A 13545-nucleotide genomic window follows, 5' to 3' on the forward strand; every position below is an offset into this window, starting at 1 on the left:
GGCCCCAAATTCTTCTATTTATACTATAGTGGGAATAGACCTATCAATAATGAACTAATCAGGAAAATAAAGAATAATGGGATTGCACATTTAAAGAATAATTTTTGATAATCTCCAAAGGTCATTTCTGTTCTGTCGATTAGTAAGAATAACCATGGAACTAGCGGACTTGCATATCGAATTGCTTGGCCCATAAGCGCTGACATCGTAATTTCTGTAGGTGTAATACCAAATCCTTCAGCAATTGGTACAACAACAGGAAGAATTCCAAAATAATATCCATCTACTGGTAATGCATAACAAGCAACCGCCCCAATAAATGCGAAGAATATTGGTAAATGACCACCCATTGATTCGGGAATAATACTAATTAAACTATTCGCGATGGCATCGGCCATTCCACTTCCTGTGAAAATTCCAATAAATGCACCGGCTGCAATAATAATAGAAGATACAAATAAAGCATCGCCAGCATTTTCTACTAATCTATCCTTTTGATCCTTTTCGTTATAGTTTACTATTAGAGCAATCGCTGTACCAATTAAGAATATGATAGCACCACTTGTAATTCCTTCAATCAATGCATACATCATAAGAAGTGTTAAAATTAAATTAAAGATAAATAATTTCGGTCTCTTAAACTCTTTATCTGTATTTGTTATGGAATTGCACATTTCCTCAATTTGTTCTTTCGTAACAATTTCTGTTTTACCAGCAACATAGCCCAATCTTTTTCTTTCTTTAATCCCAAAGAAGTAGCCTAAGAATATACAATATACAAAGCCGATTAACATGACAGGTAAGAATGTCACGAATAATTCATTTACTTCAACATTAATTACGGCTGAAGCTCTTGCTAATGGTCCACCCCAAGGTAGAATATTACCAATCGTTGTTGGCATAATGATAAGCATCGCTAAATACGAAAGCTTTAACCCCATCCGCTTGTATAACGGTACAAAGGCACCTGTAATGATTAAAATTGTAGTCGTCCCATCACCATCCAATGTAACAACAGATGCTGTTAATACTGTAACTAGTAAAATTTTAAGTGGGTCACCCTTTGCTTTCCTGATTAAGTAGGTACAAAGAGGGTCAAATAATCCCACATTCATCATTAAACTAAAATAGAGAATTGCGAACAAAATCATAATAGCTGAGTTAATCGTACCTAGGCTAACTTCACCTGATTCATCTACTGATACAAACAAACCTTCCTTTATCCATTCAAATATAATTGATATGTCTTGCCCATTCACCAAGGCAGCTGCAATACCAGCTACGATCGAACTTACGATTAAACCATTGAAAGCAGTTAATTTCTTAGTGATAACTAGTACCATAAAGATAATAATCATTAAATATGCAATAAGGCTTAGCATTTTGTATCCCATCCCCCGTTATCAAATGATTCTATATTAGACAAAGTTTGCCGATTAAGTATTAGAGCTTCCAGAACCGTATCCTCTCATAAAAAAATTGTAAGAACTTATAATCCCCAATGTTCTATTGTATACTTCCAATCCTTTGGCATGTTGCCACCTAAGTTTTCTTTAGCATTCGTTTGTTCTAGCCAATGTATTTTTTTCATTGTGGCCTCGGTCATAGTTGAAGGCAGATCTGCTTGGTTAAGCATATATAGCACGTTTTCCATTTCATGCACTCGACGGTTTGAGTGAATAATTACACTACCCACATAGCGGTTAATAATTTCCTCAAATGGTAGGTCCATGGATTCAATGATAGAATCGACAACCACATCTTCTACTGAAAAATGCTGTGCAGTTTGCAATGCTTCTACTAGGAGCGCTTGTAAGCCCTTTGTAACGATACTGCGAATATATTTGATGCTTGTCGCAGCACCAGGCATTTCATTAATCTTAGTTAAATCCATGTTAAACGCTTTCATATCCTGGATTAATTGATCACAACCATTTCCACTTATTAGCATTGGTACTTTATGTTTGTATTTAGGTAATGCACCCAACATAGCTGAATCTACGTAAGATGCACCTTTTTCAACGACAAGCTGAGAAATTTCCTTTTTTTCTTGCGGGCTTGCTGTCGTCACATCAACAAATATCTTCCCTTTACTTAAGGAGTCAACGATATTAGTAGTTGAATCCATTGCAAAGTTGGCTGGAACAGCAAGAAAAATAATATGTGCTTTTATAACAACTTCCTTTGCCTCTTCTAAAAACACTGTTCCTGCAAGCTCTGCCTTTTCTTCTAATTTATCTCTGAATTCCTCCTTAGAATATAAAACATCAAAAGCATAGATATCAGAAATACCTTCCTCTTTTAATCCTGTAGCAATGTTTGAACCAGCTTCTCCAAATCCTAGAAATCCTACAATCATTTTGTACACATCCTTTTTATTGATTTAACATTTTTTTGACCCAGTCAGGAGCTAATTCAGGTAACGTTTCTCCATTTAGGCGTGCATTTTCAAAAGAAGAAATTTGTTCTCTACGCACTTTTTCGTATTCATTTTTCTTTTCTGCTTTAACAAGTACTTCCTCAATTCTGTCTCTTGGTACAACCGTAACCCCATCTGCATCACCAACGACTAAATCTCCAGGGTTTACTAGAAGTCCACCGCAGTGAACTGGAGAATTGATTTCACCAGGATTCTGTTTAATTGGTCCTCTTTGCATAAAACCTTTGGCAAATACAGGAAATCCCAAACTAATACTTGCTTCCCGATCACGGATATTACCATCGACAATAATTCCATTTAGACCTATAGCCTTTCCTGTTGAAATCATTAAATCTCCAATGTAGGCGTGATCTTTATGTCCTTTTCCACTTATCACCAAGACGTATCCAGGTTTTGCAGTGTATAAAGCTAGATGTATCGGAAGGTTATCACCGTTTGATGTGTCCACAGTGCAAGCAGTTCCTACAGTAGCCATAGAGGGAGCTACAGGGAGAATATCAGCTTCCATTGCACCTTCCATAGGAATTCCTAAATCCAACATACCATCACATAATAAAGCAGACCCTAGTTTGGAAGCCCTTACAATTACATCGTCGGCCAGAAGCTCTGGATATTCTTTAATGTCTAATTCCATCTTGTAATCCTCCTTGAATGTATATATTTTTACTTTATTAGTAAAAAAGTAAAATTTATTACTTTCTAAGAGTATATCACCGAACATAATAATGTCAATATTGTTATTTTAATTTTCTTCAGATTCAGAAAATTTAGAGCTGCTCATGTAATACCGACAACTCGTTATAGATTTTGTTGGTAGTTTCAATTTTTTATGGCTGTAGTATAAATGAAAATGGGAGTTGGCGGGAAAATGGAAGGAAGTGGCTGAATTTCGACAAAAAGTGGCTAGATTCTCGCGAGTCAACAAAAAATCAAAAAAAACTCCCATCAAAGTCGATGGGAGCTCCTCTATTCTTACATAAATTCTTTCACTAAATCGTTAAATTGATTTTCGCTAAGGTTCATATCTAATTCTGATAATGGTTGTTCTGAGTAGCCTGGTACTTTTTCTTGGTAAGATTTTGTTTCAAGATCTTGGTAGATGATACCTGTTACTAGGCCTTCTTTTTCCATTACTGTCTGCATTGCTAGCTCTCTATTTTGAGCATCGTAGCCTTCGATATCAGCTAGTTTTGTTAAGTTTTCTTTGAACCATTCGTACGTGTTGATTTTGTTATATGTTACACATGGGCTAAACACGTTGATGAAAGAGAATCCTTTGTGTTGGATCCCAGCTTCGATTAAAGCTGTCAACTCTTTGATGTCAGTTGAGAAACCTTGTGCCACGAATGTTGCACCTGCCGATAATGCCACTTCCAATGGTTTTAATGAAGGTTCGATTGCCCCACCAGGAGTTGATTTCGTGATGAAACCTTGTGCTGAACGCGGTGAAGTTTGCCCTTTCGTTAAACCATAGATTTGGTTATCCATGACAACGTAAGTCACATCGATGTTGCGACGGATGGCATGAACTGTATGGGCCATCCCAATGGCAAATCCATCTCCGTCTCCACCTGACGCGATTACGTTTAAATCACGGTTTGCCATTTTAAGACCCTGTGCGATTGGTAGCGCGCGGCCGTGAATTCCGTGGAATCCGTAAGAATTAATGTAACCCGCGATACGACCTGAACAGCCGATCCCAGCAACTACTGCTAATTCATGCGGCTCGATGCCAACATTTGCTGAAGCGCGTTGAATGGCCGCTTGCACCGAGAAGTCACCACAGCCTGGGCACCAGTTCGGTTTCACTGAGTTACGAAAATCTTTAAAAGTTGCCATTAGTCAAGCAGCTCCTTTACTTTATTTTCTAGCTCACGAGGCAAGAACGGTGTACCGTCATATTTCGTGATGCTGTGCGTTTTGTTATGACCGCCAATATTCATTTTCATGATATTAGCCAATTGAGATGTTTTGTTGTTTTCCACAACAATTACTTTTTTCGCTTTGTCTACTAATGAAGCCATTTCCTGTGATGGGAATGGGAATAGTAAACGAATGTGCGCATGGTTCACTTTCACGCCTTCATTATGAAGACGCTCTTGAACTTCCTCAAGTGCTCCGCGAGTTGAGTTAAATCCTACTAGTAACACGTCTGGCTCCTCATGAGGCGCATTTACGTGAACTGGCGTATTGAAATTTAACTTTTCCAGCTTGCGGAAACGCTTGTCCATTTGAACTTCACGATTTCCTGCAGCCTCACTTGGCTTACCTGTCTCGTCATGCTCAACACCTGTCACGTGGTGAATCCCGTTTGCTGTACCCGGGAACACACGTGTCGAAATACCGTCTTCTGTGTTTTCATAACGCATGAAGTAATCTTTATTTTCTGCTGGTTCAAGGTCATCGAAAGCGATTTTCCCGCGGCGAATCTCGATTTTACTATAATCAAATGGTTCAGTCGTTTGTTTACCAAGTGATAATTGTAAATCTGTCATAATGATGACAGGTAATTGTAATTCCTCAGCGATGTTAAATGCTTGGATTGTATCAAAGAATGCTTCTTCTAAAGTCGAAGGTGCGATCACAACTTTCGGAATTTCACCATGTGTACCGTACAACATCGCCATTAAATCAGATTGCTCTTGTTTTGTTGGAAGACCTGTCGATGGCCCGCCACGCTGCGTATCCACAATCACTAAAGGCTGCTCGGTCATACCAGATAAGCCGATTGCTTCCATCATAAGCGATAAACCAGGACCGGCTGAAGCAGTGAATGAACGCACACCACCGTAGTTAGCACCGATTGCCATTGTTGCTGCTGCAATTTCATCCTCTGTTTGGATAACCGCTCCACCGAATTTCGGAAGTTTTTTTATTAGATACTCCATGATTTCAGAAGCTGGCGTAATTGGGTAAGCTGCCATGAAACGTGAACCTGCTGCAAGTGCACCTAAAGCGATTGCATCGTTCCCGATCATGTACATACGGCGTTTGCCATCAGCAGGAGCAAGTTCCCACTCACCAACGCGGTCGCCCAAAAGCTCACACATCACGTTATATCCTTGTTGGATTGCGTCCATATTTTTCTTAACGACTTCTTCCCCTTTGCGGCCGAAAATTTCATCGACCACGCCTTGGAATACAGTCGTATTTAAATTTAATAAAGCTGAAGTTGCACCAATGGCAACCATGTTTTTCATCAAGGAAGTTCCTAATTCTGTTGCAATTTCAGTAAATGGAACGACGAAAACAGGCGCTTTGGAATCTTCCGGCTGTACCGGATTGAACTTCGCATCCGCTAGAATAATACTTTTTCCAGTAAGCTCTTTATAGTTAACTTCAATTGTTTCTTGGTCGAATGCTACTAATATATCTAAATCGTCCGCGATTGAACGAACTTCCGTAGGTCGGACAGTAATTTTATTATTCGTATGGCCACCTTTGATACGTGAAGAGAAATGACGATAGCCGTAAAGGTGGTAACCTAAACGATTCATGGCCATTGAGAAAATTTCACCAGTACTCTCAATACCCTCACCTTGCTGCCCACCGACTTTCCATGAAAGCTGATGTAACATGATAACAACTCCTTAAAAACGGTTTTTATATATTTTTCCTTCATTAGTTTAACACGAACATTTTACATAAACTATTGTAAAAACTGGATTTCTTCGAAAATCAGACCTTTGACGGAAACATTGTTCACGAGATTGTTGACACTGTAGTAACAGTCATGTAATCACTATGCTAGTAAGTTTCCGTGATTTCAATTTTAAATCTTCAATCCTACACTACTTTACGTGATAATTTTATAATTTCACAGTGAAAGATAATGGCAAAAATTTATTTTCTAGTCGATGTAGGATTTTTAGATTTATTTCTATTAAAATATAATTAAATTGAGAAGATGAAAGCATGAGAAAAACTGTTTTACAGAACTCGTGAGGAACCTCAAGAGCTGACGATCATAAAGTATCTAAACAACCGGATGCAGTTGCCCAAAACGAATCAAACTTACTATAGCCTTAAAAAGGGATATGAAGGAGAGTTACTATTCGATAAGTGGCTTGAAACCCTCAAATGTGATTGTTTAGTTTTGAATGATTTACTTCTGAAGGTAAACAATCAAACATTTCAAATTGACTCTCTTTTAATTATGAACAATCAAATTTATGTTTTTGAGATAAAGAATTATGAAGGGGATTATATATTCAAAGATGATCGTCTTGTTCAGAAAAGTAAACCTGATAAAGAGATATCCAATCCCTTGCTCCAATTAGCTCGAACGGATTCTTTGCTCCGTCAACTTTTACAGAAATTTAATCATGCCATGCAGATTCAATCGTTTGTCGTATTTATTAACCCTGAATTCACTTTGTTTCAAGCCCCTCCAGATAAACCCTTTCTTTTCCCAAACCAGATTAATCGTTTTATTGAAAAACTTAATAACGTACAAAGCAAAATTCATGAAAAACATAAAAAGCTAGCAGAACAATTAATATCCGTAAATATCAACGAAAATCCTTATCAACAGTTCCCATCTTATGAATATCAGAGTTTACGGAAAGGTATTACCTGTGGTACGTGTCATTCTTTTTCAGTCATCATCCAACGCCATAAATGTATCTGTACCAATTGCAAATACGAGGAAAAGGTAATAGCGGCCGTACTGCGAAGTGTTGAGGAATTTAAACTACTCTTTCCAAATGAAAAAATCACAACTAACAAAATATCTGAATGGTGTAAAATAGTAGACTTTAAAAAGAGAATACATCGAATTTTAGACAACCATTACACAAAAGTTGGTGTTCGTCAGTGGCTTTATTATCAATAAAAACTCCACGTAGTAGTACTTAGAATGGGGATTCTCTATAAAGTAGAGGATACTGCTGAAAGACATTTTCTTTGTAGCTTTTTCTGAAATGTCCTTCATTGGTCTTATGAAAGACATTTTCCTTTGTTGCTTCCACCGAAACGTCTTTCATCCGTCTTATGAAAGACAGTTTCTTTCGTTGCTTCTGCCGCAATGTCCTTCATCCTCCTCATGAAAGACAGTTTCCTTCGTTGCTTCTGCCGAAATGTCCTTCATCCGCCTTATGAAAGACAGTTTCCTTCGTTGCTCCTGCCGAAACGTCCTTCATCCGCTTTTTGAAAGACATTTTCCTTCGTTGCTTCTGCCAAAATGTCCTTCATCCTCCTCATGAAAGACAGTTTCCTTCGTTGCTTCTACCAAAATGTCCTTCATCCTCCTCATGAAAGACAGTTTCCTTCGTTGCTTCTGCCGAAATGTCCTTCATCCTCCTTATGAAAGACAGTTTCTTTGGTTGCTCCTGCTGAAATGTCCTTCATCCGCCTTCTAATAGACAGTTTCCTTCGTTGCTTCCACCGAAACGTCCTTCATTTACCTTGCAAAAGACATTTTCTTCCATAGCTTCAACTCAAATGTCTTTCATCCTTTTCCCGAACCAACCACCATATCGTAAAACCACCCACACCAAACCAAAAAAAGCCCTTACTAACCGGCATCTCTGCCAGTTAATAAGAGCTTAACTCAATTATCGACTTCTTTTTTCAACGACTAGCTTTAATGCCGTACGATCTTCACCCGCGATGGTAATATCTGCGAACGCTGGTGCACAAATTAAGTCCGTGCCACTTGGTGCCACGAAACCGCGTGCAATTGCAACTGCCTTTACTGCCTGATTTAATGCACCTGCACCTACAGCTTGCATTTCTGCATACCCTTGCTCCCGAATAACAGCAACCAGTGCACCTGCAACAGAATTTGGATTAGAGCGAGACGATACTTTTAATGAATCCACATTTATTCCTCCCCATATTTGCTAGATTAGATGTTGAATGAAGCATTCGATTAAGTGGGCGTTCATTCAAAGGACTTCAACTTAGTGTCCGTATCTCAGTTTATGATGCTAAAGAACAAAATAGAATCACTAGGCATCCATATTGAAGCGCAAAACGAATATATTTTTCTGGTTTTTTGCATTTCTTTTACCCCGGTTTCACGACGTTTCCAAAAAGGCGAAAAAATCACATCCAAAACGGCAATAAAAAAACACCTCCATGTCTACACAATGGGGTGCATTTCAAGCCTTATTTCTCCAGAAATTCGATATCGGTTACTTGAAATGGATTTTTAACCGCTTCCTTCGCAGCCAATTTCGCCAAATAAGCTTGTTCTTCCGTAATCTCTTCCGGTTTATAGGTCACATCCTTGAAAAGATCCTTATCATTGGCCTCTGCAATGAATGTTTGAAATAAAACCAATCCTCCAATATAATCGCCAAGAACGCCCAAATGATAGCCATCTGCCGTTAATTCATCGTCAAAGCTGTTCATTTGTGCATGCGAGCGGGCATTCTGGATCGCCGTTCCTGTTGGAAGCACAATTGAAAAGTTGTGATTATTCATCACCTTTTGAGAAGCCGCGACAATGGCACGATACATGGTCGTTTGATTCCTTCCATAGTAAGGGAAGAATTTGTTGGTTGAATTTTTGGAATAAGCCCATGGCATATGTAAGGCCAATGTGGCATCCGGATTTTTACCATGTGAGCCGATATATTCCATCAATTTCCCCAAATACGGATTATATGTTCGATAAATTCCCGATTTCCCTGAGGTTTGCTGAAGTGTTATGTAATCCCATTCTTCATCCACCAACCCATCTTTTAGCGAGACACGTTTCCGATCTTGAATGTTCCACTCGCCATTGAAAATAGACTTTTTCTGGTATTGATACGATTTTCTTGAATTGGCCGCCTGTTTCCAATGACCCTCCAACGATTCTCCACTGCGGTATAGATTTCCTACAATGAGATCCACTCCGGCTGAATGCGCAATTTCTTCGATTTCGGATTGTATATCCTGGGAGAATGAATTGCCGATCGATAAAATTTTGATTGTTTCTGCATCGGCCATTGCCGGCTTTAAGAAAAGAAATAAAATCATTAGTGAAAATAAACTAATTTTATACAACAATCTCACCCCCGCTTTTTATATTATCCGTTCCTTGCTTTTTCAAACCTTTTTGAGGAATGAAAAAAATGGCCAAATCAACAAGTTGATCTGGCCCTGTAAGCAAACTACCCCTGGAACGGATAATCTGCATTAATATAAATTCGTTCACAACGAAGCGCTTTTCCTGTTTTATCATCAATCTCAACAAAGAAACCGCTTAATACTTCGCGTCCTTCTTTCGGAACTTCGAAACGGGATGGCATGTTTGTTTGGAATTTGTAGATGACGCTTTCTTTTTGCATCCCTAAAATTTCATCGTACGGACCTGTCATTCCCACGTCAGTGATATATGCTGTTCCGCCTGGATAAATGCGGCTATCGGCAGTTTGGACATGTGTATGTGTACCAACGACTGCAGAAACGCGGCCGTCCAAATGCCATCCTAATGCAATCTTTTCACTTGTTACTTCTGCATGAAAATCAACAAACACTAATGGAGAAGTTTTGCGTGCTTCTTCAACTAGCTGGTCGGCAACTGCAAATGGATCTTCGTGTGGTGGCAAGAAGACACGGCCATGTAAATTAATAACCGACAACGTCACACCATTCTTCGAGATTTGGACCATCCCTTTTCCTGGTGCTTCTTCCGAAAAGTTAGCCGGGCGAATTAAATAATCCGCGTCGTCGATAAAATCGAAAATGTCCTTATTATCCCAAGTGTGGTTCCCCATCGTAATGACATCCACACCAACTTGCAGCAGTTGTTGGTAAATTTTTTGTGTAATCCCCCGGCCCGCTGCTGCGTTCTCGCCATTGGCAATTACGACATCAGCTGCGTATTTTCTTTTTAAACGGGGCAGATATTTTTCAACCGCTTCACGGCCAATCGACCCAACAATATCGCCAATAAAAATTACTTTCATTAATTAATCACTCTTTCTAACAATCAGTCTTTTCATTGTAACACTTCGCCTGAATTTGGGCAAAACAACTCCAAAAATAATAAAATCACTAGTGCAACAAGGCATCTAGTGACTCATGACTTCAACAAACGACTGATCATCGTAATCCATCCAAAGAAAATCATCCATAATGGAATCGATAGCAAGAAGGCAATAAAGATTCCTTTGAAAAAGTTTCCTTCCTCTTCCATACGCTCAAACCCTTTTTTACTAATCGTTTCCAATTAGTAAGAAAATTAATCACAAGAAAGAGGCCATGATAAGACCCTAAAAACCTATTTCCTCGAGTTAGAAAATAAATTTTCTAGTGTATATGAAGCAGAGTTTATCTTTAAACTTTTCTTTTAACCCTACAACAATAATTATTTTCTATATAGGTATCACATATTTTGAACTAATGAATTGACGTACAAAGAAAAGCATTCCTGAGGAGCACCTGCTTTTCCGCCAATAATTCTACTCCATAATTCCAAAGTACTATATTTTAGCCTAAGAGAAAATTGTCTTTTAATAATAACTTATTCTTTGTAATTTTTCTCAAACCGCCAAGCATCCCGACACATAGTAATTAGGTCTCGCTTTGCCACCCATCCTAGTTCCCGTTTTGCTTTTGTAGCATCTGCATAGCACGAAGCAATATCTCCATGTCTACGTTCAACAATTTCATAAGGAATTCCAACTCCATTTGCTAGTTCAAAAGCATTCACTAGTTCTAATACACTAGTACCCTTTCCTGTTCCCAAGTTATAAACATGTACCCCCTTGGTTAAATTCACAAGTGCAGCAACATGGCCCTCAGCAAGATCCAACACATGAATATAATCTCGAACGCCGGTGCCATCCACCGTTGGATAGTCATTCCCAAAAACTCTTAATGTCTCAAGTTTACCTTTTGCCACTTGAGTTACATATGGCATAAGATTATTAGGGATACCATTAGGGGATTCACCAATTAATCCACTCTCATGAGCACCTACCGGATTGAAATAGCGAAGGAGAGCTACAGAGAATAAAGGATTTGCATTTGCAATATCTGTTAAAATCCGCTCACTCATTGCTTTTGTTTCACCATATGGATTTGTTGTTGGCAAAAGCTCCATGTTCTCTACAAATGGTACATTATTATCCCCATATACCGTTGCTGATGAGCTAAAAACGAACCGATTTACCCCATATTTCTGACAGACTTTTGTAAGGACCATAGTGCTAACAAGGTTATTGTAATAATATTCAATAGGCTTTTCCACAGACTCACCTGCTGCCTTCAGTCCAGCGAAATGAATAACCCCATCAATATTGTAATTTCTGAAAATCATTTCAACAGCTACTTCCTCAGTTACATCAATTTTGTGAAAATTAACTCCTTCTTCAACTATATCCATGATTTTCATAACCGTCTTACTCTTACTGTTAGAAAGATTATCAGCGATAATGACTGAATGTCCCGCCTTCACAAGAGCAATACAGGTATGAGAGCCGATATAACCCGCTCCTCCAGTAACTAATATGTTCAAAAATTCTTCACTCACTTTTCCTCTAAATTATTCGGTCTATTATTACTAAATTTAATTTTTGAGAATAGTGGAAATTAAAATATTTTTTTAATGTAAAAAGTGGATTTATATCATAAATTTGATGACAAAATCGACAAGGATATTAACTCTTGTTTATTTAAAAGGGCACTTTTTATTTATAAAATCGTGATTTAATTTTCATATAATGATTCACAAATCAGTAATACTCATAATTATTGCGTGGGAGTTTATAGTTGTTTAACACGACCCCTAGTATTCGCGCTCGGACTGCTTCAAGATTTGCTTTTGCTTTTAGAACTTCCGCTTTTTGAACAGTACCGGAATTCACAATAAACAAAGTCCCATCACATTTCGCAGATAAAATTTGTGCATCCGTTACAGACAGTAATGGGGGAGCATCAAATATTACGATTTCAAATTCTTTTTTCACTTCATCTATAAATTCACTCAGTGTTTTTGAAGATAGTAATTCAGAAGGGTTTGGTGGAATTGGTCCGCTCGGAATAATATGTAGATTTTCAATGGAACTATTTTGAATCGTGACGTGTAAACTACTATGTTTTGCTAATACATTCGATAAACCCACAATATTAAAAACTTCAAAAGTATGATGTAATGTCGGTTTTCTCATATCTGCATCGATAATTAACACTTTTTTACCTTCTTGAGCAAAAACAATCCCTAAGTTGGCAGCATTCGTTGTTTTACCTTCGCCAGGAATAGATGAAGTAACTAAAATAGTTTGTATTTGTTGATCCGGTATTGAAAATTTGATATTCGTTCGTATTGTTCGGAACTGTTCGGAAATGATGGATTTCGGATTTGAATCCGCAATTAATTTTCTTCCAACTTGCAATCGGTCTGCCCTTTTCTTTTTTTTCAACGTCTTCTACTTCCTCCTCGTTGATTGGATGCTACCGAAATATCCTGTTCAAGGTCCTTTTTAGATATCGAACTAACGATTCCCATAATAGGCAATTCCAAAATTTCATCTATGTCTTGTTCACTTTTCATTGTATTGTCAAGAACAACCAATAACAATGCAAATCCAATGCCTAGCATTAACCCGATGGCACCACCAATTGCAATATTTAATAACCTACTAGGTTTTACAGGACTAGGATTTTCTTTTAATTTAGCAACTGACAAAATACTAATATTATCAACATTCATTAATTTTGGTATTTCATCTTTAAAGACCTCTGCAACTGTGTTTGCAATTTCAACTGCTTGCTTATGATTTTGGTCCTCCACCCGAATGTTAACAACTTTCGAATTATTTTCGTTCGATACAAAAATTTGTCCTGATAAATTTTCTGGCGTTGTTTCTAAATCCAATGTTTCTATTACTTTATTTAATATTACAGGGCTTTTAATAATGACATTGTACGTTTCTATTAATTGTAAATCCATTTCTAATATTGTCCAAGAGTACCCTTCTTGACCAGTATTTTTTTGATTAACTAAAATTTGTGTTTGCGCATCGAAAATATTAGGGAGAACATAATAACTGAAGATCGCCGAAGCTCCTGTACAAAAAATAATAAGGCTAATTATTAATAAGATCCGCTTCCTTATCATTTTAACAATAGTTATTAAACTAAATGTTTCCTCCACCTTATTAACCTCC

At 37.8% G+C, this 13545-nt stretch carries 12 protein-coding genes; 1 reads left to right on the forward strand and 11 read right to left on the reverse strand.

Translation table 11 applies throughout. The features are described from left to right. Positions 1-23 precede the first annotated feature (23 nt). The 5 genes from ACFQU5_RS04680 to ACFQU5_RS04700 form a co-directional block, all read right to left on the reverse strand. Positions 24-1382: a CitMHS family transporter gene (locus ACFQU5_RS04680; protein ID WP_390285247.1), complete on the reverse strand. Its 1359-nt coding sequence runs from the start codon at positions 1380-1382 to the stop codon at positions 24-26. 107 nt (positions 1383-1489) lie between these two features. Then, complete coding sequence (locus ACFQU5_RS04685) at positions 1490-2359, reverse strand: NAD(P)-binding domain-containing protein (RefSeq protein WP_390285249.1); 870 nt, start codon at positions 2357-2359, stop codon at positions 1490-1492. 16 nt (positions 2360-2375) lie between these two features. After that, positions 2376-3074 (reverse strand): RraA family protein, encoded by a 699-nt coding sequence (locus tag ACFQU5_RS04690; RefSeq protein WP_390285251.1) that lies wholly within the window; start codon positions 3072-3074, stop codon positions 2376-2378. Positions 3075-3412: 338 nt separating this feature from the next. Then, a complete protein-coding gene (locus tag ACFQU5_RS04695; RefSeq protein WP_390285253.1) occupies positions 3413-4279 on the reverse strand; it encodes a 2-oxoacid:ferredoxin oxidoreductase subunit beta in 867 nt (288 codons plus the stop codon). Then, a complete protein-coding gene (locus tag ACFQU5_RS04700; protein ID WP_390285255.1) occupies positions 4279-6018 on the reverse strand; it encodes a 2-oxoacid:acceptor oxidoreductase subunit alpha in 1740 nt (579 codons plus the stop codon). Before ACFQU5_RS04700 ends, ACFQU5_RS04695 begins: the two co-directional genes overlap by 1 nt. Before the next feature lie 410 nt (positions 6019-6428). Between ACFQU5_RS04700 and ACFQU5_RS04705 the strand changes: the two genes are divergently transcribed. Beyond that, entirely contained in the window at positions 6429-7274 is an 846-nt protein-coding gene (locus tag ACFQU5_RS04705) for a nuclease-related domain-containing protein (RefSeq protein ID WP_390285257.1), read from the forward strand. Positions 7275-7995: 721 nt separating this feature from the next. Here the strand turns inward: ACFQU5_RS04705 and ACFQU5_RS04710 are convergent. From ACFQU5_RS04710 to ACFQU5_RS04735, 6 genes are all read right to left on the reverse strand, one after another. Then, positions 7996-8262: a stage V sporulation protein S gene (locus tag ACFQU5_RS04710; protein ID WP_390285259.1), complete on the reverse strand. Its 267-nt coding sequence runs from the start codon at positions 8260-8262 to the stop codon at positions 7996-7998. A gap of 289 nt (positions 8263-8551) precedes the next feature. Beyond that, entirely contained in the window at positions 8552-9436 is an 885-nt protein-coding gene (locus tag ACFQU5_RS04715; protein ID WP_390285261.1) for a DUF4886 domain-containing protein, read from the reverse strand. Between the two features lie 107 nt (positions 9437-9543). Further along, the gene (locus ACFQU5_RS04720) at positions 9544-10341 is read right to left on the reverse strand and encodes a TIGR00282 family metallophosphoesterase (protein WP_390285263.1); all 798 of its coding nucleotides are present in this window, start codon (positions 10339-10341) and stop codon (positions 9544-9546) included. 557 nt (positions 10342-10898) lie between these two features. After that, positions 10899-11894, reverse strand: a complete 996-nt coding sequence (gene galE, locus ACFQU5_RS04725) for a UDP-glucose 4-epimerase GalE (protein ID WP_390285265.1) — start codon at positions 11892-11894, stop codon at positions 10899-10901. A gap of 217 nt (positions 11895-12111) precedes the next feature. Continuing rightward, positions 12112-12798: a CpsD/CapB family tyrosine-protein kinase gene (locus ACFQU5_RS04730; protein WP_390285267.1), complete on the reverse strand. Its 687-nt coding sequence runs from the start codon at positions 12796-12798 to the stop codon at positions 12112-12114. After that, entirely contained in the window at positions 12795-13532 is a 738-nt protein-coding gene (locus ACFQU5_RS04735; protein WP_390285269.1) for a YveK family protein, read from the reverse strand. The genes ACFQU5_RS04730 and ACFQU5_RS04735 overlap by 4 nt, the downstream gene beginning before the upstream one ends. Between the last annotated feature and the right edge of the window lie 13 nt (positions 13533-13545).

This window comes from Ureibacillus sp. GCM10028918 (assembly GCF_042666115.1).
Taxonomy (GTDB): Bacteria; Bacillota; Bacilli; order Bacillales_A; family Planococcaceae; genus Ureibacillus.

Excerpts from the sequence above, each read along its gene's own strand:
- ACFQU5_RS04680 (WP_390285247.1), bottom strand. The coding sequence starts at position 1,382 with ATGCTAAGCCTTATTGCATATTTAATGATTATTATCTTTATGGTACTA.
- ACFQU5_RS04685 (WP_390285249.1), bottom strand. The coding sequence starts at position 2,359 with ATGATTGTAGGATTTCTAGGATTTGGAGAAGCTGGTTCAAACATTGCT.
- ACFQU5_RS04690 (WP_390285251.1), bottom strand. The coding sequence starts at position 3,074 with ATGGAATTAGACATTAAAGAATATCCAGAGCTTCTGGCCGACGATGTA.
- ACFQU5_RS04695 (WP_390285253.1), bottom strand. The coding sequence starts at position 4,279 with ATGGCAACTTTTAAAGATTTTCGTAACTCAGTGAAACCGAACTGGTGC.
- ACFQU5_RS04700 (WP_390285255.1), bottom strand. The coding sequence starts at position 6,018 with ATGTTACATCAGCTTTCATGGAAAGTCGGTGGGCAGCAAGGTGAGGGT.
- ACFQU5_RS04705 (WP_390285257.1), top strand. The coding sequence starts at position 6,429 with ATGCAGTTGCCCAAAACGAATCAAACTTACTATAGCCTTAAAAAGGGA.
- ACFQU5_RS04720 (WP_390285263.1), bottom strand. The coding sequence starts at position 10,341 with ATGAAAGTAATTTTTATTGGCGATATTGTTGGGTCGATTGGCCGTGAA.